Genomic DNA, 25,159 nt, shown 5'->3' on the forward strand with positions numbered 1-25,159 from the left:
CAACGTCCTGCCGGCGTTCCTTTACATGAACGAAACCCACATTGTCTGGAATGTGGCTGTGGGTGGTAAAACCGCCCGAATCTACAGGAATTAAAATGAGCGAAAGCTTTGCAGAACTCTTTGAAGAAAGCCTGAAAACCCTCAATCTTCAGCCGGGTGCGATCATCACCGGTATCGTTGTCGACATCGACGGCGACTGGGTTACCGTACACGCTGGCCTGAAGTCCGAGGGTGTCATCCCGCTCGAGCAGTTCTACAACGAAGCTGGCGAACTGACCATCAAGGTCGGTGACGAAGTTCACGTTGCGCTGGACGCGGTCGAAGACGGCTTTGGCGAAACCAAGCTGTCCCGTGAAAAAGCCAAGCGCGCCGAGTGCTGGATTGTTCTGGAAGCAGCTTTCGCCGCCGAAGAAGTGGTCAAGGGCGTTATCAACGGTAAGGTTAAGGGCGGCTTCACTGTCGACGTTAACGGCATCCGTGCGTTCCTGCCGGGCTCCCTGGTTGATGTCCGCCCTGTGCGCGACACCACCCACCTGGAAGGCAAAGAGCTGGAATTCAAGGTCATCAAGCTGGACCAGAAGCGCAACAACGTTGTCGTTTCCCGTCGCAGCGTGCTAGAAGCCGAGAACAGCGCCGAGCGCGAAGCCCTGCTGGAAACCCTGCAGGAAGGCCAGCAGGTCAAAGGTATCGTCAAGAACCTCACCGACTACGGCGCCTTCGTGGACCTGGGCGGCATCGACGGCCTGCTGCACATCACCGACATGGCCTGGAAGCGCATCAAGCACCCGTCGGAAATCGTCAACGTGGGTGACGAAGTCGACGTTCGCGTCCTGAAGTTCGACCGTGAGCGCAACCGCGTTTCCCTGGGTCTGAAGCAGATGGGCGAAGATCCGTGGGTTGCTATCACCGCTCGCTACCCAGAAGGTACTCGTGTTACCGCTCGCGTCACCAACCTGACCGACTACGGCTGCTTCGCCGAGCTGGAAGAGGGTGTCGAAGGCCTGGTACACGTTTCCGAAATGGACTGGACCAACAAGAACATCCACCCGTCGAAAGTCGTTCAGGTTGGCGACGAAGTGGAAGTCATGGTTCTGGACATCGACGAAGAGCGTCGTCGTATCTCCCTGGGTATCAAGCAGTGCAAGTCCAACCCATGGGAAGACTTCTCCGGCCAGTTCAACAAGGGTGACAAGATCAGCGGTACCATCAAGTCGATTACTGACTTCGGTATCTTCATTGGTCTGGAAGGCGGCATCGACGGCCTGGTTCACCTGTCCGACATCTCCTGGAACGAAACCGGCGAAGAAGCCGTCCGTCGTTTCAAGAAGGGCGACGAGCTGGAAACCGTCATCCTGTCGGTTGACCCAGAGCGCGAGCGCATCTCCCTGGGCATCAAGCAGCTGGAAGACGATCCGTTCTCCAACTTCGTTGCTGTCAACGACAAGGGTGCCATCGTCAAGGGTATCGTCAAGGAAGTTGACGCCAAAGGCGCCATCGTTACCTTGGCCGACGACATCGAAGCTTCTCTGAAGGCTTCCGAAATCAGCCGTGACCGCGTTGAAGACGCTCGTAACGTGCTGAAGGAAGGCGAAGAGATCGAAGCCAAGATCATCAGCGTCGACCGCAAGTCCCGCGTTATCAGCCTGTCCATCAAGTCGAAGGACGACGCTGAAGAGCGCGAAGCTATCCAGAGCCTGAAGAACGCCGCTCCGGAAGCTGCTGCCGATACCACCATGGCTGCGCTGCTGCGCGAAGCAATGGCCAAGCAGAACTGAGTTCTGTTTGATCGGTAAAAAGGGCGACCTTCGGGTCGCCCTTTTTTTGCCTGTGGTTTTTGATCGCAGCGGCCTGCGGCATGAGTGCTCCGATGCAGTGCGTTCTTGAATTTTTTTATTAAGTCAAGGAGCGCCCTGTTCAAATCCCTCCGGGCGTGCTACAAACTCATAAGCAATGATCTAGCTGCTTGATAACGAAGGGAAAAATATGACGAAGTCGGAGCTGATCGAACGAATTGTCACCCATCAAGGGCTGCTCTCGTCCAAGGATGTGGAGCTGGCTATCAAGACCATGCTTGAGCAGATGTCGCAGTGCTTGGCGACCGGGGATCGTATTGAGATCCGGGGGTTTGGCAGTTTTTCCTTGCATTATCGGGCGCCACGGACTGGGCGCAATCCAAAGACCGGTGAATCAGTGAGCCTGGATGGCAAGTTCGTACCGCATTTCAAGCCGGGGAAGGAGTTGCGGGATCGGGTCAATGATGAGGACGGGGTTGGTCAGGTTTAAATCATGCGAAAGCTGAAAGATTTCCTCGTGATCTGTTTTTTGGTTGTGCTCGCGATTCTTGTGGGCGTGTTCGCCTTGGAGAACCATCATTCGGTTACGTTGGTGTTTTTCGGGCAGGCGTTGGGTGATGCCCCGGTTTCTTTGATTGCATTGGGGGGGGTATCGTTTGGGGTGCTATTGGGTTGGGGATTGGCCTCTCTGCACTTCATGGCTATCAGGATCAGGAGATCCAGCGCGGGTTAATTTCGTTGCGTTAGGTGCTGGCAAGCGTAGGATGAGCGGTCGGTACATGTGTCGTCGGATGCTCGGATATTCAGCTTTGTTTCCTCGTTCTGCGCTTCATGTCGTCAAAATCCTCCTAGGTAGAGATCTGGCTCATCGCGGGGAGCGACCTCTGCATACGCTGTTGAAAAAAATCGTTTTATTTTTAGAAACTATTCTCGTACCTGTAGTCTGATTGCAATATTGTCGGCGGCTATAGCAGCTGTATTGCTTTATTCGCGATTTGGGGTCTTTGCAGGTGATATCAATCGTTCAGGGAAGTAAGAATGCCACGAGAGCATCGTTTTTACCGTGATGAAGGGCTGAGTTTTTTGATGCTGATGCGCGGCGTGTGGGAAAGAAAATACGTCGTGGCGGCGATTGCCGGGGTAGGGCTCATTGCGGGTGTCGCGTATGCGCTGTTGTCAAGCCCGGTCTATGAGTCCAAGGCTTTTGTTGCGAGTCCTGGTCTTGCGGGTATCGCCGCGCTGAACGTCGGGCGTGGAGATGAAAAATCGTTGCCGCTCTTCACGAAGGAGCGTGTAAATTCAGTATTCTTAGCGAGTCTTCAATCGCAAGAATTACGCCGTCGTTTCTTTTCAGAGCACTACCTGTCGCATTTTTCCAAAGAGTGGCGCCAAGGCGAGCAGGAAGCGTTGTGGATGGCCTTTGGTCGACAATTCGTATACTCGCCAAGCCGTCAAGTAGGAGGCCTCGCCAGTATGACGGTGCAGGCGAGCGATGCGCAGTTATCCATGCGTTGGTTGTCCGATTATCTTGCCGCTGCGGACTCGCAGGCCAAGCAGCAGCTGATTGACGATGCTCGTTCGGACCTGGATCGCACTATAGAGTCGCTTGAGCGACGAATTGCGCAGGCGCGTGAGCGTGCCCGAAAAGAGCGCGCGGATGAGATTGTGCGGCTGGATGAAGCGTTGAAAGTTGCTCAGCATGTGGAGCTTGCCAAGCCCTCCGCTACAGCGTCGAGTTTTTTGGCTGATGCCTCGTCAATGTACGGCTCATTATCCTACCTGCGTGGGGTGACTGCTCTAAAGGCGCAGTTGTCGAACCTGCGTGAGCGAGCCTTTGATGACCCTTTCATTTCTGGCTTGCGCGAGTTGAACGCTGAGTTGAGTTACTATAAGGGTTTGAACCTAAGTGCGGACAGCTTCCAAACCTATCGTCTGGATGGTGTGCTCGAAGAGCCTGAGACTCCTTTGAAGCCGCGTAAGGGTTTGATCATTATTCTTTCGCTGATTGGTGGGTTGTTGTTGGGGGTGATTACGGCTTTGCTGAGAGTCCTTGCGTTGTCGGCCACCGACTGAGTTGAAAAACCTGAAATAGGCCGGTTACCTTGTGATAGAGGTGGCGCGCTAGACCCCTCGCTTAAAAAGGTGGATGTCAAGCGGGGTCCATTGCTTGCGTTAGCCCCTCTATACTCGAAAATTTTGCAGCAGGGTCGAAATTGCGGCGTTGCTCCACGCTAGGGCATTGCTTGTAGGGGCCTAGTGAGCACATCTTCCAAGCGTGACCGTCGAAGGCAAGGGTGTCCATCTAATTTAAGTAGACACTATTTCTGGCGTATCAATTGCATTTTCATACACCCTCAGCGCCGCACTTTAGGTCCTGCGCAGTGGCTTCGTCTGCCTGCAACCTGAGAGCCCCTCGTCCGTCGAGAGCGTTGCGTTGGTCGGTAGGTTCGCTGTGTAGCCTCTTTCTCCTGTCCAGTCCACCCGTTTCGTCATTATCGTGCTCCGCTTGAGGTTGGGCACCATCACGGCGCTCATCGTTGCCATGGTACGTTTTTTACTGGTGCGCGTAGAGCCGCCGTTTCGCGCGGCGCGAGGGTGTCGCAGGTGACCGTCAAGCATCTTCCTCTGGTTTGCGCGGCTATACCCGAAGGAGTGCGCGTCTTATAATGCCTGCCTTCGCTCGGGGCGACGGCTGTCGCTTTCCGGTGCTGCCATTTCCCTTGGCATAGAAGCCTATGGTAGGGGTGGGGCATTCTCAGCGAATTCAATGACGTGGAGTGGAGCGAAACAGTCTTGAAATTTACGCAAACCAGCATTCCGGAAGTAGTGGTGATCGAGCCGAATGTCTACGGTGATGATCGTGGCTGGTTCATGGAAACTTTTAACGAACCCCTGTTTCACCGAGCGTTGCGCGAGATGGGCCTTCCCCTTCCTCGAGCGTTCGTGCAGGACAACCATTCCTGTTCGAACAAAGGTGTCGTCCGAGGTTTGCACTTTCAACACGCCCCTCATGCGCAAGGCAAGCTTGTACGTGTCGTACAAGGTGCTGCCTGGGATGTTGCCGTTGATATTCGTAAGGAGTCAGCGACCTACGGTCAATGGGTAGGCGTTGAGTTGAGCGCGCAAAATCGCAAGATGCTCTGGATACCCGAAGGTTTTGCTCACGGTTTCATCGCGCTGGAAGACAACACGCATTTTCTCTACAAGACAACGGACGTATATCACAAGCCCAGTGAAGGGGGCTTGGCCTGGGACGATCCCGACCTCGCTATCCAATGGCCCGAGCTTGCCGAACGGGTAGTCAGTGACAAGGATTTGCAGCTGCCGGCATTCAGCGGATTCCAGGGTGTAGAGGTGCCTTCGTCCCGGTCCGAAGTCGTCAGTCATGAGTTCAAGGTCATCGGTGACGAGCGGGGAAGCCTGATTGCGCTCCAGGGGCCTGGTAACGTTCCGTTCGACGTCAAGCGTGTTTACTACATCTTCGGTACCCAGTCGCAGGTCAGCAGGGGGTTTCACGCTCATCGCGATCTGCAACAAATGGCGATCTGTGTGGCGGGCAGATGTCGCATGCGGCTGGATGACGGCGTTACCCGTCAGGACGTTTGGCTGGACGCTCCGCACAAGGGCTTGTTAATCAAGAATCTGATTTGGCGTGAAATGCATGACTTTAGCGAGGATTGCGTGCTGATGGTGTTGGCCAGTGGTTCCTACGACGAGTCAGATTATATCCGTGACTACCAGACTTTCCTTCAAGAGGTACAGCATGGAAAAAAATAAGAAATTGGTGATTGTTGGTGCTGGTGAGTTGGCAATGATCGCTTACGAATATTTCACCTACGATTCCTGTTATGACGTTGTTGGTTTCAGTGTCGAGCGCGACTACTTAAAAGAGTCATCCCTTTACGATCTGCCGATTGTGGCGTTCGATGAGATTTGTACTCAATTCTCACCGCACACACACGAGGTGTTCGTGGCTATTCCTGCTAGCGGGCTGAATCGGGTGCGTACCCGATTGTACGATGCTGTAAAAAAGTTGGGTTATGTGTGCGCCACCTATATAAGCTCCCGTGCCTTTGTCTGGCGCAACGCCAAGATCGGTGAGAACTGTTTTATTTTCGAGCACAATACGGTTCAGCCATTCGTTGAAATTGGTAATAACGTCATCCTTTGGAGTGGCAACCATATTGGTCATCGTAGTGTTATCGAGGACCATTGTTTTTTGTCTTCCCACGTAGTGGTGTCGGGATATTGCCGAATTGGCAGTTCTACATTCATCGGCGTGAACGCAACTATCAATGATCGTATTGAAATCGCCGCCGATTGCGTGATTGCATCGGGAGCGCTGGTCAACAAGCATCTGCGCACGCCAGAGCGTATATATTATGGGGCTCCGGCGCAGGAGCTGCCAAAGAAAAGTGCACTTAAAGTCAAGTTTTAGGATGTCTCATGAACTGGAAAAAACTCGGCCTGGTATTTACACAGGACGGTAACACCGAGTGGCGTCGTCATTCAGCCCTCACGCCAACGCCCTTGCTTCTGAGCCCCGAAATCATACGCATCTATGCGGGGTTCCGAGATGACCAAGGTATAAGCCGTATCGGCTATGTGGATGTCGATAGCCGGGATCCCAGCCGGGTAGTCGGTGTGAGCGAACGTCCGGTGCTTGACCGTGGGCGCGATGGCTGCTTCGACGACAATGGCGTCATTCTCGGCGATGTGGTGCGTGACGGCGACCGGTTGCGCATGTACTACGTTGGTTTCCAGCTGGTCCGGCGTGCCAAGTTCCTGGCCTTCACCGGGTTGGCCGAAAGCACTGATGGCGGAGAAACCTTCCAGCGTACAAGTGAGGCTCCTGTTCTTGATCGGTCAATCGAAGGCAATACCATTCGAGCAGTGCATACAGCACTGTACGAAAATGGTATTTGGAAGATCTGGTACGCTGTCGGTGACGATTGGCAAATGATCGATGGTGTTCCTTTCCCGAAATACAATATCTGGTATGCCGAGTCCAGCGATGGGCGAAGCTTCCCCGCTCAAGGTACATTGTGTGTGGATGTTCGCGGCGATGAATATCGTATTGGGCGCCCCTCGGTGTATAGAACGGAGTCGGGCTATATGATGTTCTACACAAAGGGCGGTACCAGCGGTAAGGACTACTTCCCCGGTGTTGCGTTTTCCGATGATGGCATTCACTGGGAGCGTCGCGATGAGCAGTTGGGGCTTGTATTGGGCGAGCAGGGCTTCGATGATCGGCATTTGTGCTACCCTCGTTTGGTAACGGTCGGCGAGCGTACCTACTGTTTCTACAATGGAAACAATATGGGGGCAGAAGGTTTCGGTGTGGCAGAGTTGCTCGCGCGATGATCTGCATTCCCTATAGCCAAGAGCAGCGTCAAGCATGGGATAACTGGATCGACGCTTCCCGTACGCCATTATTCATGTTCAAGCGCGATTTCATGGAGTATCACGCTGACCGCTTTCAGGATGCTTCGCTGATGTTCTATGAGGAGGACAAGCTGGTGGCTGTCCTGCCTGCGTCGCGGCACGGTGACGAGCTCCTCAGTCATGGCGGGTTGACCTATGGTGGCATGGTCTATAACGCCAAGGTGCGTGCGGATACGGTAGTTGCTTCATTTCAGGCCCTGCTGGAGCATGCTCGTGATCAGGGCTGCAGCAAACTGCTTTACAAAGCAATACCCTATGTCTTCGCGAGTCAGGGGGCCCAAGAAGACCTCTATGCCTTGACGCAGGCCGGTGCGACGCTGGTGCGTCGCGATCTGTCCAGTGTGATCCATCTGGATAATCGACCGAAACTCTCCAAAGGTCGCAAGTGGTTGATTGCCCGCGCCGCGAAACTGGGCCTTCAGAGTTGCGATAGCGAGGATTGGCAAGCCTTCCACGCTCTTTTGAGCGAGGCGTTGACACGCCACGGCGCCAAGCCGGTGCATAGCGTTGAGGAGTTGCGGCTTCTGCACCAGCGCTTTGGGCAACAGGTCGTGCTCAAGGCTGTAGTCCACGAGGGCCGCATGATCGCGGGGGCGCTTCTGTTCCTGTTCGGCAACGTTACCCATACCCAGTACCTTGCGACTAACGAAGAGGGCAAGGATATGGGAGCGCTCGACGCGCTGATCGAGGAATGTATTAAAGACAGTGCATCGCGCGGAGAGAAGTTTTTCAGTTTTGGTATTTCTACTGAAATGGGCGGTAAGGTCCTGAATTCCGGTCTGATCAATCAGAAAGAAAATTTTGGCGCCCGTGGCATGGTTTTGGATTTCTACGAGGTCGTCTTCAAATGATCAGCTTCCTTGATCTTAAAAAACTTAATGGTGTCTATGCGCAGGCACTGCGTGAGGCGTGTGCCCGGGTAATCGATTCGGGCTGGTTCATTGGCGGGCAAGAACTCGCGACGTTTGAAAAATCATTTGCCGAATACTGCGGTGCGGCTCATTGCGTCGGTGTGGCCAATGGCCTCGACGCTTTGACCCTGACGCTGCGCGCCTGGAAGGAAATGGGCAAGCTCAAGGACGGTGACGAAGTGATCGTTCCGGCCAACACCTACATCGCGAGCGTGCTGGCAATTACTGAGAACCGCCTAAAACCCGTCTTGGTCGAGCCGAACCCGCATACTTTCAACTTGGACGCTGCTGGCGTGCGTGCAGCCTTGAGCGAACGCACGCGGGCGATCGTGGCCGTGCACCTGTATGGCCAGATGGCGGACATGAAAGGCATCATGCCGCTTGCAAATGAGCATGATCTGCTGGTGCTGGAGGATGCTGCGCAGGCTCACGGAGCCAGTATCGATGGTCGACGTGCAGGTACTTGGGGGCATGCGGCTGGATTCAGTTTCTATCCAGGAAAGAATCTAGGTGCACTCGGCGATGCCGGTGCCATGACTACCCAGGACGAGGCGCTTGCAAAGATGGTGCGCGGCCTGGGCAACTATGGTAGCCAGCGCAAATACGAAAACGAATACCAAGGTGTCAATAGCCGCCTGGATGAAATTCAGGCCGCTATGTTGAGCGTGAAACTGGCTCATCTGGACAGTGAGATCACTGCTCGACGGAGCGTCGCGCAGACTTACTTGTCGGCCATCAAAAATTCCATGGTGAAGCTGCCGTATGTCAATGCTCCAGAGCAACATGTCTGGCATCTTTTCGTCATTCGGAGTGAGCGCCGTGATGCGCTGCAACGTCATTTGCAGGACTGTGGTGTACAGACATTGATCCACTATCCGGTGCCACCTCACAAGCAGGACGCCTACAGCGTTTATGGCAATTTGAGCTTACCGTTGACAGAAGCGATCCACCGGGAGGTGCTCAGCCTTCCAATCAGCCCAGTGATGACAGCGGAAGAAGCCGACACCGTCGTTCGCGCAGTCAATGCCTTCGTCTAAATACCATGTAACGGCCAGCGCTGTATGCTGGCCATCGACGAGTAGGATTGCCTGCCGGTGAACATCTTTAGAACAAGTATTCTCACTGCGATCGCGACGGCGGCTCGTCTGCTTTCTGGTTTCATCGTCATGAAGCTGGTAGCTGTACTTGCTGGACCGGATGGAGTAGCGCAGTTGGGGCAGTTCATGAGCCTGGCCGCGCTGCTGGTGGTCTTTGCCGGAGGAGGCGTGGGCCCCGGTGTGGTGAAGTATCTGGCTGAATATCGGGGCGACGATATCAGGGTATCGCAACTACTGCGCGCCGCGTTCAGCTTCACGCTGATGGCTTCGGTGGGGATGTGCCTGCTCGTGCTGCTTTTCAGTAGCCGAATTTCCGTGTGGCTGCTGGGTGATGAGCAACTGCGCTGGTTGATCGTGGTGTTGGCGATTGCACAGATATTCGTCGCGATGCACAACCTGATCATAGCCACTGTCAACGGCATGATGGACGTTAAACGGCTGGCATTGATTCATGTCGTTGGGGCGTTCATTGGAGTTTTGCTGCCAGCAGTCCTTGGGTATTACTTTGGGCTGCATGGCGTATTGCTTGCCTATGTCCTGGCGCAGGCTGCTCTGTTGCTGGTTAGCTTCGGTGCATACCGACGCAGTGGTTATTTCCGATGGGCTAACATCGGCTGGAGTGTCGACCGGGCCAGCTTTAGCCGGTTGGCCGGCTTCTCCTTGATGACTCTGACGTCTGCACTCATTGCTCCGGTGATTCAAATTGCCGTGCGAAATCATCTCGCGGGAGAGTTTTCCTGGTCCGAGGTGGGCTATTGGCAGGCTGTCTCCAAGGTCTCGGAAGCCTATCTGCTATTCATTACAATGGCGATTAGTGTCTATTACTTGCCCAAGCTCTCTGCGATCACCGAGCGGGGTGCCATGGTGGCGGAAATTCGCAAAGGATTTGTGGTACTTGTCCCACTTGTAGGCTTGTCAGCGTTCGTCATCTATTTATGCAGGGGCTGGGTAACGACACTACTGTTTTCGGAGGATTTCCACGAAGGTTTGTACCTGTACGCCCCGCAACTGTTGGGTGACGTCATCAAGGTTGCCGCGTTTCTACTCTCGTATATGATGCTGGCTAAGGCCATGACCCGTACATTCCTTTTTTCCGAGGTCGCTTTCGGTCTCATGTACTTAGTGTGGGTTTTTGTGTTGACCGAGCATTTTGGGCTGGTCGGTTCGATGTATGCCTTCATTGTCAACTACACCATTTATTTCTTCTTTTGTCTGTTTGTGGCAGCGCGCTACATCAGAAATATGTAGATGGTGCGCTGTTTTTGAATTAGGGAGCAATTAATATATGACACTTGTCAGCGTCATGATGCCGGCTTACAATGCCGAAAACTATATAGCGGCGGCGCTTGACTCGATTCTCGAGCAGTCCTACCCAAATATTCAGATCGTTGTGGCCGATGATGCTTCCACCGACAGAACCCCCGCGATTATCCGCGAGTACGCGGAGCGCTTTCCTGGCAAGATCAAGGCTATCTTCAATCTTCATAATGTGGGAGTGACGCGTAACTGCAACATTGCGCTGAGCCACACCGATGGCGACTTTATCGCCTTATTTGCCGGTGATGACCTGATGCTGCCTGGCAAGTTGGCGCGACAGGTCGAGCTTATGGAAGCCAACCCGCGATGCGTATTGTGCTACCATCCTGTTGAAATTTTTGACTCTGCTACCGGAAAAACCCTGTATGTGACCAACCAGCATCCGCGTGAAGATGTGTTCAACACTCAGGATATGCTGCTCAAAGGGGGGATACCGGGAGGATGTTCGATTATGTTACGCCGTACTGCGCTACCTCCGCACGGCTACGATGAGCGTGTCAAGACCGTCAGCGATTGGTTGTTTTTCTTGGAAATATCGCTAAAGGGAACTCTGCTCAAGGCCGAGGAGGTGCTCGCGCGGTATCGCAAGCACCTGGGGGGGGCGAGCCGACAAACCTATGAGCTATTGGATGAGTCTCTGTACGCCCTTGACCTGTTCGAGCAGCAGGTGGCTGACCGCAAGGACTTGTTAGCGCTGATTGGCCCGGCCAAGGCTAGGTATGTTGCGGGAGAGGCCTATCGCCAGCTGGAGCGTGATCCGCATTTGGCTCTGACGTTGACGCGTACTGTGTTGCGCTACCAGCGCAGTGGAAAATATCGGGTGCTTCATGCTGTGGCCTGGCTCAATCGTTATGTACCTGGTGCGCAATGGGTCATGGGGGCCATCGCTAATCGCATCAAGTATGTACTCAAGCGCGTAGTAGGTTGAGGTATGGGTAACCCAGTAGTCGTTTTCAGCGCGGTATGGGGCAGTGTACTACTGTTGTATTGTTTGGGTGCTACCAGCAATTTGGTCCCCATCAATATAGTCGGCCTGAGTTTAGTCGTGCTTAACATGTTGAGCATGGCGCTGTTCTATCTCTTAATGGTGGCCGGGCGCCGTGTTCCGCTGATCGATAAAACACAGATCATGGAATACCGGAGAGCGGCAAAAGTTTACGCCAAGGTTCTGTTCGTCCTCTGGTTCGGTGGCACTTGTATGGAGGTCTACGTACAGCGCGGGTTTCCCTTGTACTGGAACTGGGTCGGTGATGGTCGACTCTATACCGATTTCGGTATCCCATCCTTTCACGGCATCATGAACGCCATGTATCTGCAACTGGTTACCGCGTTGGCTTATCTCTACTTCGTAAAGCCTCGCCGTATCATTATCTTGCTTCTGTTCTTACTGGCCTGCTGGCCGGTACTGATGCTGGGGCGTGGTATTCTGCTCAGTGTCATCGTTCAGATTACCGCAGTTTTCTTCTTGATGCGCAGATTGAATATCAAGGTTACCTTGATTTTAATAAGCAGCGCCTTGGTCGCTGTCTTTCTGTTTGGTTATGTCGGTGATCTGCGCCAGGTGGTCAATCCGTTCGGTTACCTGGTCGAGCCCGCATACGTCGATTTTTTCTCGAGCATGCCCAGCGGATTTCTTTGGTTCTATGTATATATGACCTCGGGCATGAGCAACCTTTTCTTCAATATCGAGACCCTGCAGCCTGCTTACAGCGTCGGCTATTCTCTATACAATATGCTACCCAGCGCCTTGAAACTCTGGCTGGGGTTCGATCAGCGTAATGATCTGTTTGTCTTCGTCGATAATAACCTGAATGCTGCCACTTTTTATTCGGGCTATATATCGGACTTTGGTCCGGTGGGAGCATTCCTGCTGGCAGCATTTGTTCAGTTTTGCTGTTGCCTGGCGTACAGGGTCGCGCGCAATGGGCGTCCATGGGGCATCCTCGCTTACGCGGTAGCCTTTCAGATCCTAATATTTTCTATTTTCTATGATATGTTTTTCCTCTTGCCAGTTCTTTTTCAGTTTGCCATGGCGATTCTTTTTTTCAGCTTTTACCAATTCACGCGTCGTTCGAAGGTTCGGGTTGATTTGCCGCTGGCCGAGCCGTCTTCAGATCCGCGAATCCAATAAATTTCAGGAGTATAGAAATGTCGCAACATGTTCTGGTTACTGGTGGCGCTGGCTTCATAGGGTCCCATTTGATTCCAAAACTTATCGCTGCGGGTCATCGCGTGCGGGTGATGGACTCTTTGACCGCGCAGGTGCATGGCACTATTCCCGTCGGCCTGGATTGGCTGCAGGGTGAAGGCATTGAATTCATTCGCGCAGATGTGACCATTCGCGAAGATTGGCAACGCGTGCTGGGGGGGATTGATGTCGTCGTTCACTTGGCGGCCGAGACTGGTACGGGGCAGTCGATGTACGAGATTGCGCGCTATAACGAAGTCAACAGTCAAGGTACTGCGCTGCTCTTCGATGTGCTGGGCAAGTTGCCAGAGCATCAAGTCAAACGTGTAGTGCTTTCTTCCAGCCGTTCGATTTACGGGGAAGGTGCTTACCGGCACCCTGTGACGGGCGCACGTGTCTACCCCGGTGCGCGTACTGCTGAGCAACTGCGCGAGCAGCGTTGGGATCCCGTATGCAGTGAAAGCGGTATGGCGTTGGAGTTGGTCGCGACTCGTGAAGATGATCTGATTTCGCCCGCGTCAATTTACGCTGCGACAAAGTACGCTCAGGAAGACTTGGTTAGAATCGGATGCCAGGCCATGGGCTTGGGATACGCGATATTGCGTCTGCAGAACGTTTACGGTGAGCGTCAATCGCTCAATAACCCCTATACGGGGATTCTCTCCATCTTCTCGACCAAGATTCGCCGAGACACCCAGTTGCCGTTGTTTGAAGATGGGGCGGAGAGTCGCGACTTTGTTCACGTGGACGATGTCACCGACGCCTTACTCGCAGCGGTCATCGTCGCCGAGGCGCCCAATACCGCCATCAACGTCGGTAGTGGCCTCGCAACCTCCGTCGAAGAAGTAGCTTCCGAACTGTGCAGAGCCTTTGACAAAGCGCCGAATGTCACGGTCACGGGTCAGTTCCGTGTGGGCGACATTCGCCATAACTATGCAGATATCGATCGACTCCAACGCTTGCTCGGGGTTACCCCGAAAGTGTCATTGGCAGCGGGGCTACGTCGCTTTGCCGATTGGGTTTGCAGTCAGCCACTGCCTGAAGATCAGTTGGAAAAGGCCAACCGTGAACTACGTGAACGCAAGCTCATGAATTGAGGCATAAAGTGAAATCTGACGATATCGGATTGATGGCGCTGTTGTTCGCGGATGTACGCCGACACCGAGAGCTGTTCGGCTTAACCACTAATGTTTCGCGCGTCAAATTGTGTCTAGGCATGCTGTCGCCGCGGTTTGCTCCGGTATTACTTTGCCGGCTTGCCCACGCTTGCCAACGTGCGCGGCTTTCGCCATTGGCCAAGGCTTTTTCATTGCTCAATTTCGTCGTGTTCGGCATCGAGATCGCAGTAGCCTGTCGGATCGGCCCAGGCCTGTTCTTTCCCCATACACAAGGCACGGTGATAGGTGCAGTGAGTATTGGCCGAAATGCGGTGATCTACCAGGGCGTGACCCTGGGGGCACGTGACTTGGACTTTACCTACGATGCAGCGCATCGTCCCGTTGTGGGCGATGATGTCATGCTGGCTGCGGGTGCCAAGGTCTTGGGCGGTATACGCATAGGTAATGGGGTAACGGTTGCCGCCAATGGTGTGTTGTTGATGTCGGTACCCGACTACTCGGTTGTGGGGGGAGTTCCCGCGAAAATCTTGAAACAGCGGGATGAAACGGTTTGATTTATCATCTGCGAGATAAAAAGGTGCTCCTCGTTGCACCGCAATTCTTTGGTTACGAGCGAGACATTCGCGATGAACTGGAGCGGCGTGGCGCCAAGGTTGATTTTCTGCTGGATAGACCTTTCACCTCGGCATTCCTCAAGGCCATTACCCGCTGGCGTCGCCAGTGGGTAATGGCTGCTGCGCAGCGCTACTACGAGGCGCATACCGACCTAGAGGCGGACTACGACTATGTGTTCGTCGTCAATGGGCAAACATTGTCGAGCGCCGTGTTGGAGCAGTGGCGACACGCTTTCCCACGAGCGCGCTTCTTCCTTTACATGTGGGACTCGTTCGGCAATCGAAAGGATGTTGTTGCCAACCTTCGTTACTTTGATCATGCTTTTACGTTTGACCGGCAGGATGCGAAGGAGCACGGTATTCACTTCCGACCGCTGTTCTTTTCCAAGGGCTTTGAGCGTTCTCAAGGGCTTGAGCAGCAATGGGACATCAGTTTCATCGGTACCGCCCACACCGATCGTTACCCGATTGTCGCTAGGGTGTCGGAAGGCTTGGCGCCATCGGTTCGTCGTTACTGGTATCTCTATTTGCAAGCACCCTGGGTGTTTTGGCTCTATAGAGTGATCAACCCAGGTTTCCGATCCGCGCCGCGATCGGCCTTCAAGTTCGACCCGTTGACCAAGGCCGATGTGCAAAAGGTTTTCTTTGCATCGGGCGCTATCCTCGATATCGAGCATCCGCAGCAGACGGGCTTGACGATGCGTACCCTGGAGACGCTGGGGGCGCGCAAGAAACTGATCACGACCAATATCAGTGTGCGTGAGTATGACTTCTTCGACAGCGCCAATATCTGCGTACTGGATCGTAACGACCCAATTGTACCTTCTGGATTTCTAGAGGCGCCCTATATCGATGTGGCCCCGGCAATCTATCAGCGTTACCGGTTGGAAGGGTGGTTGGACGAAATATTACAGAAGGAGTTGTCGTGAAGGTATTTGTCACTGGGGCCAGTGGTTTCATCGGGCGGGCCCTGTGCCAGGCGTTGGTGGCGCAGGGAGACGAGGTTATCGCGCTGGTGCGTTCGTCATGGCAGATGACGGGAGTTCAGGTCGTTAAGGGAGATCTGGAGGCGTTGCCATCCTTAGAGCAGGTATTGGTTGGGGTTGATTGTGTGGTGCACCTGGCCGGGCGCGCACATCTGCTACGAGACAATGCTGCTGACCCGCTGGTGGAGTTTCGCAATGTCAACCGTGACGCCACCGAGCGCCTAGCCAAGATTGCGCGAGCTGCCGGGGTCAAGCGTTTCGTTTTCATGAGCTCGATCGGTGTCAATGGTTCTCACACCCAGAGCCGACCGTTCGACGAAACCAGCGCGGTGAACCCTCATGCTCCGTACGCCCTTTCGAAGTTGGAGGCCGAGCAGTCACTGGCGCAAGTTCTGCATGATAGCGCCACAGACCATGTGATCATTCGCCCTCCGCTGGTTTATGCCGCTGATGCACCAGGCAATTTCGGTCGCTTGTTGAAGCTGGTCGGCAGTGGCCTGCCATTGCCTTTGGCTGGCTTGAGAAACAGCCGTAACATGGTAGCGCTCGAGAACCTGGTGGATTTTATCCTGCTGGCCTGTCGCGCGCCGGCAGCGGCTGATCAGGTCTATTTAGTTGCCGACGACCAGGCTGTCAGCACCAGCGATATCGTTCGTCTGATCGGGGAGGGTATGCAGCGCCGGGTGCTCAACCTTCCGGTGCCCGAGCCGATGTTAGGCGGGCTTTTGACTGTATTGGGCAAAGGGTCACTACGAACCCAGCTGTGCGGCTCGCTAGAGGTTGACAATCGCAAGGCCAGAAGCCTGGGTTGGACGCCACGGGTAACGGCGCAGCAGGCGTTGGTAGCTGCGGGTCGAGATTATCGACGTGATTGACACTGCCTTTATTGGTTCGAGCGGATGTTTGCAATGACTATTTGGCTCTTTACTTTGCCGCTGATCGCGGTGCTTTCTCTGCTGGTGACAGGTTTACTGCGACGTTATGCGCTCTCACACAGCCTGATCGATGTTCCCAATGCGCGCAGTTCGCACCAGCAGCCGACGCCGCGTGGTGGTGGCGTGGCCATTGTCCTTAGCTTCCTTTTGGCGGTGCCGGTCGCCATGGCGCTTGAGTTGCTCAGCGTGCCAGCGAGCGTTGCGCTTCTGGGCAGCGGCTCGCTGGTCGCAGTAATCGGTTTCATGGATGATCATGGTCATATTGCGGCGCGCTGGCGATTGCTCGGCCATTTCGTCGCGGCCATTTGGGCGTTGTATTGGCTGCAGGGCTTCGCGCCGATCCGTATCTTTGGCGTGGAGTTCAATCTGGGGTGGTTGGGGGTAATATTTGCTGCCTTTTACCTGGTCTGGATGCTCAACCTCTACAACTTCATGGATGGAATTGACGGACTGGCCAGCGTTGAGGCTTGCACGACTACATTGGCCATGTGTCTGATCTACTTGATGAATGGGCATCTGCAACTGCTATGGCCAGCATTGGCGCTCTGCCTGGCCGTGGCAGGTTTTTTGTTCTGGAACTTCCCGCCTGCCCGTATTTTCATGGGCGACGCCGGCAGCGGTTTCCTGGGTATTACACTGGGTGTACTGTCACTGCAAGCTGCATGGGTCGATCCCCAGTTATTCTGGTCATGGGTCATCCTTCTTGGTGTATTCATCGTGGATGCTACGCTGACCCTGCTCCGTCGACTGATGCGAGGGCAGAAGGTATATGAAGCACACCGCACGCATGCCTATCAGTACGCCAGTCGTCGGTTGGGGCGACACCTGCCTGTCACCCTCTCGATCTTGGTGATCAATATCGTATGGTTGATGCCGATCGCCTGGGCGGTAAGTTACCTGGCGCTGGATGGCCTGACTGGGGTGGCAATCGCGTATGCTCCGCTCGTCGTACTCGCCTGGTATTTCGGTGCGGGCGAGCCGGAAATTCAGTAAGCGGTGTTATTGACCATTCCACGGACAAGGCATGCCAGGTTATTGGCCTGCGATGCCGTTTCAAAGGATAAGAAATGATGTTTGAAGGGACGATGGGGAAGTTGAGATCCTTTCTCTTGAACTTGCCCCGAAGCAGCAAGCGCCTGATTCAGGTGGTGACAGACGTTTTCGCGGTCTGCTTGGCGCTGTGGCTTGCATTCGCTCTTCGCCTTGGGTTTTTCGAGATGGGCAACCCGATAGCCACCCACCCCTGGCTGTTCGTCGCTGCACCGGTGGTCGCCATTCCGCTATTCATCCGGTTGGGCATGTATCGAGCCGTCATGCGCTACTTTGGCAACGATGCGCTGATGGTGATCTTCAAAGCTGTCAGCCTCGCCTCACTCTTGCTGACACTGGTGCTTTACTGGTACAGCAACCACAGTGCTGTCGTGCCCCGCTCAATCATCTTCAACTACTGGTGGCTCAGTCTTGTCATGATTGGCGGGCTGCGTCTGGCCATGCGCCAGTATTTTCTCGGTGACTGGTTTGCAGCGTCCCGTCATGTGCCTTTTGCAACCCGTGATGATGGATTGCCGAAGGTTGCGGTCTACGGTGCGGGCGCAGCCGGTAATCAGTTGGTGGCAGCATTGCGTATGGGCCGGGTCATGCGCCCGATCGCCTTCATCGATGATGACGCCTCGATCACGGATCGCATCATCTCGGGCCTGCAGGTTTATCATCCACGCGACATGAAGAAGTTGATCGATGTGTGTGGTATCCAGGAGGTCTTGCTGGCCGTGCCTTCTGCGACTCGCGCTCGCCGGAGGGAAATCCTCAGTTATCTGGAGGATTTCCCGCTACATGTTCGAAGCGTTCCGGGCTTCATGGATCTGGCCAGCGGCCGGGTACAAGTGGACGATATTCAGGAGGTCGATATCGCTGACCTGCTGGGTCGTGATTCGGTACCCGCGCAGGAGGCACTGCTTGAGCGATGCATCCGGGGTAAGTCGGTACTTGTCACTGGAGCAGGCGGGTCGATCGGTTCGGAACTTTGTCGGCAGATCCTCTCCTGTGAACCGGCCACGTTGCTGCTATTCGAACACAGTGAGTACAACCTCTATTGCATTCAGGACGAGCTGGAGCGACGCATCGCCCGCGAGTCGTTGTCCGTACGTTTGCTGCCCATACTGGGATCTATCCGTAATCCAATGCTCCTGCTGGATGTGATGCAGAGTTGGCATGTTGAAACCGTCTATCATGCTGCGGCTTATAAGCACGTGCCGATGGTCGAGCACAATATTGCCGAAGGCGTGTTGAACAACGTGATGGGTACGCTAAACACGGCCGAGGCCGCGCTGCGTGCAGGCGTCGATAACTTCGTTCTGATCTCCACTGACAAGGCTGTGCGGCCCACGAACGTGATGGGGAGCACCAAGCGCTTGGCCGAGATGGTGCTACAGGCCTTGAGCAAGGAGGCTGCGCCCGTATTGTTTAAAGACAATGCCAATATTGCTCAGGTCAACAAGACTCGTTTCACCATGGTCCGATTCGGCAATGTATTGGGCTCGTCCGGCTCCGTGATTCCACTGTTCTACCGGCAGATCAAAGCGGGTGGTCCTCTGACGGTAACTCACCCGAAGATCACGCGCTACTTCATGACTATCCCTGAGGCCGCGCAACTGGTCATCCAGGCCGGATCAATGGGGATGGGGGGAGATGTCTTCGTCTTGGACATGGGGGAGCCAGTTCGAATCGTCGAGCTTGCCGAAAAAATGATTCATCTCTCCGGCTTGAGCGTCCGCTCGGAGAAGAACCCCCAGGGCGAAATCGCAATCGAGTTCACTGGGCTACGTCCAGGAGAAAAACTCTACGAAGAACTGCTGATTGGTGAGAATGTCGTAGCGACACCTCATTCAATGATCATGAGTGCTCATGAAGACTATCTGCCGTGGGATATGCTTAAAACGAAGATCACGGAATTGCTGGCAGCGATCGAGAAGGATGACTATCCGCGCATTCGCCAGCTGCTTCGGGAGACTGTCAGCGGTTATGCGCCGGACGGGGAGATCGTCGATTGGATCTATCAGCAGCGGCGAATTGATGGTTGAAGAATGATATGACCTGCTAGCCGGCTAGCAGACATGATACGGACCGCCGCGTTTGCGCGTCGACGTTCATCTATGACTTAAGGAATCTGATTTCGGATGACTATTCTTGTAACTGGCGGCGCTGGGTTCATCGGCGCCAATTTCGTTCTGGATTGGATTGCGCAAAGCGACGAGCGTGTGATCAACCTGGACAAGCTCACCTATGCTGGCAATTTGCAGACCCTGGCAAGCCTTGAGGGTGATAACCGCCACCAGTTCGTGAAGGGCGATATCGCTGATTCGGTTCTCGTCAAGCAGTTGTTGTTGGAGCATCGGCCTCGGGCGATCGTCAACTTCGCGGCTGAATCGCATGTGGACCGCTCCATCCATGGCCCCGAAGACTTCATTCAGACCAATATCGTGGGTACCTTCAGATTGTTGGAGGAAGTGCGTGCGTACTGGAAAAGCCTGGGTGATCACGAGCGGGTGCAGTTCCGCTTCCTTCACGTTTCCACTGATGAAGTTTACGGTTCGCTTGAGCCCAATGCTCCGGCATTTACCGAAGAACATCGCTACGAACCCAACAGTCCCTATTCGGCCAGCAAGGCCGCGAGTGATCACCTGGTTCGCTCCTATCATCACACCTACGGCTTGCCCGTCCTGACCACGAACTGTTCCAACAATTACGGGCCGTATCACTTCCCCGAGAAGTTGATTCCGCTGATGATCGTCAATGCCTTGGCTGGCAAAGGCTTGCCTGTCTACGGTGATGGCCAGCAGATACGTGACTGGTTGTATGTGAAAGATCACTGCAGCGCGATCCGCCGGGTACTCGAGGCGGGTACGTTGGGCGAGGTATACAACGTGGGGGGCTGGAATGAAAAGCCGAACCTGGAAATTGTCCAGCGCATCTGTGCGCTGCTTGACGAATTACAGCCACGTGCTGACGGCCTCAGCTATTCAGAGCAAATCACCTTTGTCACTGATCGCCCAGGCCACGACCGCCGATATGCCATTGATGCTCGTAAGTTGGAGCGCGAATTGGGTTGGAAACCTGAGGAAACTTTCGAAAGCGGTATTCGCAAGACAGTGCAATGGTATCTGGACAACACAGGTTGGGTCGAGAATGTTCAGTCTGGTAACTATCGTGACTGGGTTGAGAAGAATTACAGTGAGAGAAGTGAGTGAAAATCCTACTGCTAGGTAAGGATGGCCAGGTGGGCTGGGAGCTGCAGCGCAGCCTGGCTCCTTTGGGAGATGTCTTGGCATTGGGCAGGCAGGATCAGGTTCACTGTGGTGATCTGGCGGACCTTGGCGCTTTGGCGAAAACCGTCCAACAGGTCAAGCCGGACGTTATCGTGAATGCTGCGGCGTTTACTGCTGTAGATAAAGCTGAGTCAGAACCCGAACAGGCTTATTTGATCAACGCCAAAGCTGTCGAGGTTCTGGCGCGGGAAGCGGCCCGGCAAAACGCGTTGCTGGTGCATTACTCCACTGACTATGTGTTTTCCGGTGATGGCCAGCAGCCATGGCAGGAGCAGGATTCGGTAGCGCCAGTGAACATATACGGTGCGTCCAAGCTCGCTGGTGAGCAAGCGATTCAGGCTTCGGCGTGTCGGCATCTGATCCTGCGTACAAGCTGGGTATATGCCTCCCGTGGTAGCAATTTTGCCCGCACCATGCTCCGCTTGGCACGGACACGCGATAGCTTGGGCGTTATCGACGATCAGTTTGGGGCACCCACTGGTGCGGACTTGATCGCGGATGTCACGGCTCATTTAATCCGTGCGACGTCTCTCGAACCGGCACGGGATGGTCTATACCACCTGGCTGCGTCGGGAGAGACGACCTGGTGTCGATACGCGCGCTTCGTGATTGAACAAGCCGGCAAGCAGGGGCAGGTGTTAAAAGCGTCAGCTGCAACTGTGAATGCTATTGATACTTCGGCCTACCCGACGCCTGCCAAGAGGCCTGCTAATTCCAGGCTCGATACATCGAAGCTGCAAAAGGCTTTCGGCCTGACGCTACCTGATTGGCATCAGGGCGTTGCAAGGATGGTCATGGAAATCACTGAGAGCGATAAGCAATGAAACGTAAAGGTATTATTCTGGCGGGTGGCTCCGGGACGCGACTGCACCCGGCCACCTTGGCAGTTTCGAAGCAACTTCTGCCCGTCTACGATAAGCCGATGATCTATTATCCACTGACCACACTCATGTTGGCGGGTATTCGCGATATTCTCATCATCAGCACACCTCAGGACACGCCTCGTTTTGAGCAGCTATTGGGAGACGGCGGCAAGTGGGGATTGAACCTCACCTATGCGGTACAGGACTCTCCAGACGGCTTGGCGCAAGCCTTCTTGATCGGTGAGCGCTTCATTGACAACGGTCTTAGCGCGTTAGTGCTCGGTGATAACATTTTTTATGGTCATGATTTCCAGCACTTGTTGAACAGTGCCACCGGTCGTGACCAGGGTGCTAGTGTATTTGCTTATCACGTGATGGACCCAGAACGCTATGGCGTTGTAGAGTTCAATCAGCAGGGTAAAGCTATAAGCCTCGAGGAAAAGCCACAGGCGCCCAAGTCTAATTATGCAGTAACCGGTCTTTATTTTTATGATCAAGATGTAGTCGAAATTGCCAAAAGTATCAAACCGTCGGCACGAGGCGAGCTTGAGATCACCGACCTCAACCGTATCTATCTTGAACGGGGTGATCTGTCCGTGGAAATAATGGGCAGAGGTTATGCTTGGCTGGACACCGGTACGCACGACTCTTTGCTGCAAGCCAGCCAGTATATTGCGACTATCGAGCAGCGTCAGGGGTTGAAAGTCGCCTGTCCCGAAGAGGTAGCCTATCGCCAGGGTTGGATCAATGCCAGCGACCTTGAGAATCTGGCTGCTCAGTTGAGCAAAAACGGTTATGGGCAGTATCTCAAGCGGCTACTGCAAGAAAAGGTTTACTGAACGTAAAGCGCTTTGCTAGTGAGCAGCGCTTGATATGTTGAATAATCTGGTAAAGACTTTTCGCATAACTCATTCTTGCACTGTGCAGTGATTCCGCTAAGGTTCGAGGGGCAGCGATGGATGCGCTGCCCCTTAGTCTCTTAAACGGAGTGTACCTATGCGTTTTAAATTCGCTAAATTCATCTCTTTCCTTGCGGGTGCGATGCTGGCATTTTCGGCTGCTGCATCTTCCGCGAGCCCCGTTTCCGCTGAGGGTGCCAAGCCGCCCATGATAGCGAGTCCGGCTACTCTCTCCGAATCGACGGTGATCAATATAAATCACGTTGATGAGGCAACGTTGCAGGATAAGTTGACTGGTGTCGGAAAAGCGAAGGCGCAGGCCATTATAAAGTACCGTGAGCTGAATGGTCCCTTTAAAACAGTGGATGAGCTTCTTGAAGTAAAAGGCATTGGCAATGCATTGCTTGAACGTAATCGTGGCGCTTTAACCGTCGATTAGAGCGCTGAGTATAATGGCCGGCGAGGGAGGCTTTGCTCAGCCGGTCATTATATAAAAGGAACTATTTATTGTCTTTGGCCTCCTTTGCATCCATTTCGGCATTTCGTTCATGAATCTTCTTCAATTGCTCTTCTGTCAACGGCAGCTTTTTTGCTGTCTCCTTTAACATCATCAATCCGCCAATGATCGAGCCAAGGGCGACGATGAGTATAAGCCAGGCGTACCAAGGCATTGTCGTTCTCCAGTGACCGTAAGGGTAAGGAACGTTTGTTGTTTCTTTCGACAGGCAATACGGTCCGTCCGTTCAATGATAGCCTGGGGGCCCAGCAGGCAACTGTTCTGCGATCCCCAAACTGTCCCTACTTCGTTTACAATGCCCGCCGTTCAAGCCTTACCAAGAGACCGCTCCCCATGTCCGCCTGCCAGACGCCCCTGATCGTCGCCCTGGATTTCCCCACCCGCGAAGCCGCTTTGCAGCTGGCCGACCAGCTCGACCCTGCGCTGTGCCGGGTAAAAGTGGGCAAGGAGCTGTTCACCAGCAGCGCCTCGGGCATCGTCGAAACCCTCTGCGCCAAGGGCTTCGAAGTATTCCTCGATCTGAAATTCCACGACATCCCCAATACCACCGCCATGGCAGTCAAGGCCGCAGCCGAGATGGGCGTATGGATGGTCAACGTGCACTGTTCCGGCGGCCTGCGCATGATGTCGGCCTGCCGTGAAGAGCTGGCCAAGCGCAGCGGACCGCAACCGCTGCTGATCGGCGTGACCGTGCTGACCAGCATGGAGCGCGAGGACCTGGCCGGTATCGGCCTGGATGTCGACCCGCAAGAGCAGGTATTGCGCCTGGCGGCGCTGGCACAGAAGGCCGGCATGGACGGTCTGGTGTGCTCGGCCCTGGAGGCGCCGGCGCTGAAGGCGGCGCACCCGGCATTGCAACTGGTGACGCCAGGCATTCGCCCGGCAGGCAGTGCACAGGACGACCAGCGCCGCATCCTGACGCCGCGTCAGGCCCTGGACGCCGGCTCCGACTACCTGGTGATCGGGCGTCCGATCAGCCAGGCAGCAGACCCAGCCCAGGCGCTGGCAGCCGTGGTCGCCGAGATTCGCGGTTGATCCAACCTTTCGAGGGCCGCTAGGCGGCCCTCAGACCTTCAACACCAACTTGCCGAAGTTCTCCCCCTTGAACAGCTTGAGCAGTGTTTCGGGGAACGTCTCCAACCCCTCCACCACATCCTCCTTGCTCTTGACCTTGCCACTGGCCATCCACCCGGCCATTTCCTGCGCCGCCTTGCCATAGTCCTTGACGTAATCCATCACCACGAAGCCTTCCATGCGCGCGCGGGCGACCAGCAGCGCCAGGTAGTTCGCCGGCCCCTTGACCGCTTCCTTGTTGTTGTACTGGCTGATAGCACCACAGATGACGATGCGCGCCTTGAAGTTGATGCGGGTCAGCACCGCATCGAGGATGTCGCCGCCCACATTGTCGAAATACACATCCACACCCTTGGGGCACTCGCGCTTCAGGCCGGCCAGCACATCCTCGGCCTTGTAGTCGATGACCCCGTCAAAACCCAGTTCGTCCTTCAGGTAGGCACATTTCTGTGCGCCGCCCGCGATACCGACCACGCGGCAGCCTTTGATCTTGGCAATCTGCCCGACAATGCTGCCGACCGCGCCCGCAGCGCCGGAAATCACCACGGTATCGCCTTCCTTGGGCTGGCCGACCTCCAGCAAAGCGAAGTAGGCGGTCATGCCGGTCATGCCCAGGGCCGACAGGTAGCGGGGCAGGGGCACCAGGCGTGGGTCGACCTTGTAGAACCCCTTGGGCTCGCCGGTGAAGTAGTCCTGTACCCCAAGCGCACCGCTGACATGGTCACCGGGCTTGTAGTCCGGATGCTTGGAAGCAACCACCTCGCCTACGCCTAGGGCTCGCATCACCTCGCCAAGGCCCACAGGGGGGATGTACGACTTGCCTTCGTTCATCCAGCCGCGCATGGCCGGGTCCAGCGACAGGTACAGGTTGCGCACCTGGATCTGTCCTTCGGCAGGTTCGGCTGCTGGAATCTGTTCGAAAGTGAAGTCATCCCGGCTTACGGCACCGACAGGGCGCTTGGCCAGCAGGAAGCGGCGGTTGGTCTGGGTCATGGCGGTCTCTCGCTCGTTATAGGCAAAGCCCGTTGATAGTGCGTGGGGCCCCCGCCGACAAGCTTCACTGGCATGGCGAATGGC

At 54.9% G+C, this 25,159-nt stretch carries 25 protein-coding genes; 23 read left to right on the forward strand and 2 right to left on the reverse strand.

What is annotated here, in order from left to right; all coding sequences use genetic code 11:
* Nucleotides 1–95 precede the first annotated feature (95 nt).
* From rpsA to RAC97_RS18615, 22 genes are all read left to right on the forward strand, one after another.
* Nucleotides 96–1,775 (forward strand): 30S ribosomal protein S1, encoded by a 1,680-nt coding sequence (gene rpsA / locus RAC97_RS18510; RefSeq protein ID WP_375100994.1) that lies wholly within the window; start codon nucleotides 96–98, stop codon nucleotides 1,773–1,775.
* Nucleotides 1,776–1,983: 208 nt separating this feature from the next.
* The gene (gene ihfB, locus RAC97_RS18515; protein ID WP_375100995.1) at nucleotides 1,984–2,283 is read left to right on the forward strand and encodes an integration host factor subunit beta; all 300 of its coding nucleotides are present in this window, start codon (nucleotides 1,984–1,986) and stop codon (nucleotides 2,281–2,283) included.
* A 3-nt stretch (nucleotides 2,284–2,286) separates the two neighbouring features.
* Nucleotides 2,287–2,526, forward strand: coding sequence for a DUF1049 domain-containing protein (locus RAC97_RS18520; protein WP_375100996.1), 240 nt, complete (start codon nucleotides 2,287–2,289; stop codon nucleotides 2,524–2,526).
* 305 nt (nucleotides 2,527–2,831) lie between these two features.
* Nucleotides 2,832–3,866: a Wzz/FepE/Etk N-terminal domain-containing protein gene (locus RAC97_RS18525; protein WP_375100997.1), complete on the forward strand. Its 1,035-nt coding sequence runs from the start codon at nucleotides 2,832–2,834 to the stop codon at nucleotides 3,864–3,866.
* A 720-nt stretch (nucleotides 3,867–4,586) separates the two neighbouring features.
* Nucleotides 4,587–5,570, forward strand: a complete 984-nt coding sequence (gene rfbC, locus RAC97_RS18530) for a dTDP-4-dehydrorhamnose 3,5-epimerase (RefSeq protein ID WP_375100998.1) — start codon at nucleotides 4,587–4,589, stop codon at nucleotides 5,568–5,570.
* Nucleotides 5,557–6,231 carry an acetyltransferase gene (locus RAC97_RS18535; protein ID WP_375100999.1) on the forward strand — a complete coding sequence of 225 codons (675 nt, stop codon included), beginning with the start codon at nucleotides 5,557–5,559 and terminating at the stop codon, nucleotides 6,229–6,231. Before rfbC ends, RAC97_RS18535 begins: the two co-directional genes overlap by 14 nt.
* An 8-nt stretch (nucleotides 6,232–6,239) precedes the next feature.
* Nucleotides 6,240–7,157 (forward strand): hypothetical protein, encoded by a 918-nt coding sequence (locus RAC97_RS18540; RefSeq protein ID WP_375101000.1) that lies wholly within the window; start codon nucleotides 6,240–6,242, stop codon nucleotides 7,155–7,157.
* Nucleotides 7,154–8,089 carry a GNAT family N-acetyltransferase gene (locus RAC97_RS18545; RefSeq protein WP_375101001.1) on the forward strand — a complete coding sequence of 312 codons (936 nt, stop codon included), beginning with the start codon at nucleotides 7,154–7,156 and terminating at the stop codon, nucleotides 8,087–8,089. Before RAC97_RS18540 ends, RAC97_RS18545 begins: the two co-directional genes overlap by 4 nt.
* On the forward strand, nucleotides 8,086–9,186 hold the full coding sequence (locus RAC97_RS18550) for a DegT/DnrJ/EryC1/StrS family aminotransferase (RefSeq protein WP_375101002.1): 1,101 nt from the start codon (nucleotides 8,086–8,088) through the stop codon (nucleotides 9,184–9,186). Before RAC97_RS18545 ends, RAC97_RS18550 begins: the two co-directional genes overlap by 4 nt.
* A 57-nt stretch (nucleotides 9,187–9,243) precedes the next feature.
* The gene (locus RAC97_RS18555) at nucleotides 9,244–10,494 is read left to right on the forward strand and encodes an O-antigen translocase (protein WP_375101003.1); all 1,251 of its coding nucleotides are present in this window, start codon (nucleotides 9,244–9,246) and stop codon (nucleotides 10,492–10,494) included.
* 37 nt (nucleotides 10,495–10,531) lie between these two features.
* On the forward strand, nucleotides 10,532–11,491 hold the full coding sequence (locus tag RAC97_RS18560; protein WP_375101004.1) for a glycosyltransferase: 960 nt from the start codon (nucleotides 10,532–10,534) through the stop codon (nucleotides 11,489–11,491).
* Between the two features lie 3 nt (nucleotides 11,492–11,494).
* The gene (locus RAC97_RS18565) at nucleotides 11,495–12,694 is read left to right on the forward strand and encodes an O-antigen polymerase (RefSeq protein ID WP_375101005.1); all 1,200 of its coding nucleotides are present in this window, start codon (nucleotides 11,495–11,497) and stop codon (nucleotides 12,692–12,694) included.
* 17 nt (nucleotides 12,695–12,711) lie between these two features.
* Nucleotides 12,712–13,848, forward strand: coding sequence for an NAD-dependent epimerase/dehydratase family protein (locus RAC97_RS18570; RefSeq protein WP_375101006.1), 1,137 nt, complete (start codon nucleotides 12,712–12,714; stop codon nucleotides 13,846–13,848).
* Nucleotides 13,849–13,856: 8 nt separating this feature from the next.
* A complete protein-coding gene (locus RAC97_RS18575) occupies nucleotides 13,857–14,423 on the forward strand; it encodes a serine O-acetyltransferase (protein WP_375101007.1) in 567 nt (188 codons plus the stop codon).
* Nucleotides 14,420–15,412, forward strand: coding sequence for a hypothetical protein (locus RAC97_RS18580; RefSeq protein WP_375101008.1), 993 nt, complete (start codon nucleotides 14,420–14,422; stop codon nucleotides 15,410–15,412). The genes RAC97_RS18575 and RAC97_RS18580 overlap by 4 nt, the downstream gene beginning before the upstream one ends.
* A complete protein-coding gene (locus tag RAC97_RS18585; protein ID WP_375101009.1) occupies nucleotides 15,409–16,344 on the forward strand; it encodes an NAD-dependent epimerase/dehydratase family protein in 936 nt (311 codons plus the stop codon). Before RAC97_RS18580 ends, RAC97_RS18585 begins: the two co-directional genes overlap by 4 nt.
* A 33-nt stretch (nucleotides 16,345–16,377) precedes the next feature.
* The gene (locus RAC97_RS18590) at nucleotides 16,378–17,397 is read left to right on the forward strand and encodes a glycosyltransferase family 4 protein (RefSeq protein ID WP_375101010.1); all 1,020 of its coding nucleotides are present in this window, start codon (nucleotides 16,378–16,380) and stop codon (nucleotides 17,395–17,397) included.
* 92 nt (nucleotides 17,398–17,489) lie between these two features.
* Complete coding sequence (locus RAC97_RS18595) at nucleotides 17,490–19,484, forward strand: polysaccharide biosynthesis protein (RefSeq protein WP_375101047.1); 1,995 nt, start codon at nucleotides 17,490–17,492, stop codon at nucleotides 19,482–19,484.
* A 96-nt stretch (nucleotides 19,485–19,580) separates the two neighbouring features.
* Nucleotides 19,581–20,651: a dTDP-glucose 4,6-dehydratase gene (gene rfbB, locus RAC97_RS18600; protein ID WP_375101011.1), complete on the forward strand. Its 1,071-nt coding sequence runs from the start codon at nucleotides 19,581–19,583 to the stop codon at nucleotides 20,649–20,651.
* Complete coding sequence (gene rfbD, locus RAC97_RS18605) at nucleotides 20,648–21,553, forward strand: dTDP-4-dehydrorhamnose reductase (protein WP_375101012.1); 906 nt, start codon at nucleotides 20,648–20,650, stop codon at nucleotides 21,551–21,553. The genes rfbB and rfbD overlap by 4 nt, the downstream gene beginning before the upstream one ends.
* On the forward strand, nucleotides 21,550–22,431 hold the full coding sequence (gene rfbA / locus RAC97_RS18610; protein WP_375101013.1) for a glucose-1-phosphate thymidylyltransferase RfbA: 882 nt from the start codon (nucleotides 21,550–21,552) through the stop codon (nucleotides 22,429–22,431). The genes rfbD and rfbA overlap by 4 nt, the downstream gene beginning before the upstream one ends.
* Before the next feature lie 157 nt (nucleotides 22,432–22,588).
* Complete coding sequence (locus RAC97_RS18615; protein WP_375101014.1) at nucleotides 22,589–22,930, forward strand: ComEA family DNA-binding protein; 342 nt, start codon at nucleotides 22,589–22,591, stop codon at nucleotides 22,928–22,930.
* Nucleotides 22,931–22,991: 61 nt separating this feature from the next.
* Here RAC97_RS18615 and RAC97_RS18620 read toward each other — a convergent pair whose 3' ends face one another.
* Nucleotides 22,992–23,162, reverse strand: a complete 171-nt coding sequence (locus RAC97_RS18620) for a DUF2897 family protein (RefSeq protein ID WP_375101015.1) — start codon at nucleotides 23,160–23,162, stop codon at nucleotides 22,992–22,994.
* A gap of 179 nt (nucleotides 23,163–23,341) precedes the next feature.
* Between RAC97_RS18620 and pyrF the strand changes: the two genes are divergently transcribed.
* On the forward strand, nucleotides 23,342–24,043 hold the full coding sequence (pyrF, locus tag RAC97_RS18625) for an orotidine-5'-phosphate decarboxylase (protein ID WP_375101016.1): 702 nt from the start codon (nucleotides 23,342–23,344) through the stop codon (nucleotides 24,041–24,043).
* A 30-nt stretch (nucleotides 24,044–24,073) separates the two neighbouring features.
* Here pyrF and RAC97_RS18630 read toward each other — a convergent pair whose 3' ends face one another.
* Nucleotides 24,074–25,075 carry an NADP-dependent oxidoreductase gene (locus tag RAC97_RS18630; protein ID WP_375101017.1) on the reverse strand — a complete coding sequence of 334 codons (1,002 nt, stop codon included), beginning with the start codon at nucleotides 25,073–25,075 and terminating at the stop codon, nucleotides 24,074–24,076.
* Between the last annotated feature and the right edge of the window lie 84 nt (nucleotides 25,076–25,159).

The sequence above is a fragment of the Pseudomonas sp. LS_2 genome (assembly GCF_042709235.1).
Lineage (GTDB): Bacteria > Pseudomonadota > Gammaproteobacteria > Pseudomonadales > Pseudomonadaceae > Aquipseudomonas.

Excerpts from the sequence above, each read along its gene's own strand:
- rpsA (WP_375100994.1), top strand. The coding sequence starts at position 96 with ATGAGCGAAAGCTTTGCAGAACTCTTTGAAGAAAGCCTGAAAACCCTC.
- ihfB (WP_375100995.1), top strand. The coding sequence starts at position 1,984 with ATGACGAAGTCGGAGCTGATCGAACGAATTGTCACCCATCAAGGGCTG.
- RAC97_RS18520 (WP_375100996.1), top strand. The coding sequence starts at position 2,287 with ATGCGAAAGCTGAAAGATTTCCTCGTGATCTGTTTTTTGGTTGTGCTC.
- RAC97_RS18525 (WP_375100997.1), top strand. The coding sequence starts at position 2,832 with ATGCCACGAGAGCATCGTTTTTACCGTGATGAAGGGCTGAGTTTTTTG.
- RAC97_RS18535 (WP_375100999.1), top strand. The coding sequence starts at position 5,557 with ATGGAAAAAAATAAGAAATTGGTGATTGTTGGTGCTGGTGAGTTGGCA.
- RAC97_RS18540 (WP_375101000.1), top strand. The coding sequence starts at position 6,240 with ATGAACTGGAAAAAACTCGGCCTGGTATTTACACAGGACGGTAACACC.
- RAC97_RS18545 (WP_375101001.1), top strand. The coding sequence starts at position 7,154 with ATGATCTGCATTCCCTATAGCCAAGAGCAGCGTCAAGCATGGGATAAC.
- RAC97_RS18550 (WP_375101002.1), top strand. The coding sequence starts at position 8,086 with ATGATCAGCTTCCTTGATCTTAAAAAACTTAATGGTGTCTATGCGCAG.
- RAC97_RS18560 (WP_375101004.1), top strand. The coding sequence starts at position 10,532 with ATGACACTTGTCAGCGTCATGATGCCGGCTTACAATGCCGAAAACTAT.
- RAC97_RS18565 (WP_375101005.1), top strand. The coding sequence starts at position 11,495 with ATGGGTAACCCAGTAGTCGTTTTCAGCGCGGTATGGGGCAGTGTACTA.
- RAC97_RS18570 (WP_375101006.1), top strand. The coding sequence starts at position 12,712 with ATGTCGCAACATGTTCTGGTTACTGGTGGCGCTGGCTTCATAGGGTCC.
- RAC97_RS18590 (WP_375101010.1), top strand. The coding sequence starts at position 16,378 with ATGACTATTTGGCTCTTTACTTTGCCGCTGATCGCGGTGCTTTCTCTG.
- RAC97_RS18595 (WP_375101047.1), top strand. The coding sequence starts at position 17,490 with ATGGGGAAGTTGAGATCCTTTCTCTTGAACTTGCCCCGAAGCAGCAAG.
- rfbB (WP_375101011.1), top strand. The coding sequence starts at position 19,581 with ATGACTATTCTTGTAACTGGCGGCGCTGGGTTCATCGGCGCCAATTTC.
- rfbA (WP_375101013.1), top strand. The coding sequence starts at position 21,550 with ATGAAACGTAAAGGTATTATTCTGGCGGGTGGCTCCGGGACGCGACTG.
- RAC97_RS18615 (WP_375101014.1), top strand. The coding sequence starts at position 22,589 with ATGCGTTTTAAATTCGCTAAATTCATCTCTTTCCTTGCGGGTGCGATG.
- RAC97_RS18620 (WP_375101015.1), bottom strand. The coding sequence starts at position 23,162 with ATGCCTTGGTACGCCTGGCTTATACTCATCGTCGCCCTTGGCTCGATC.
- pyrF (WP_375101016.1), top strand. The coding sequence starts at position 23,342 with ATGTCCGCCTGCCAGACGCCCCTGATCGTCGCCCTGGATTTCCCCACC.
- RAC97_RS18630 (WP_375101017.1), bottom strand. The coding sequence starts at position 25,075 with ATGACCCAGACCAACCGCCGCTTCCTGCTGGCCAAGCGCCCTGTCGGT.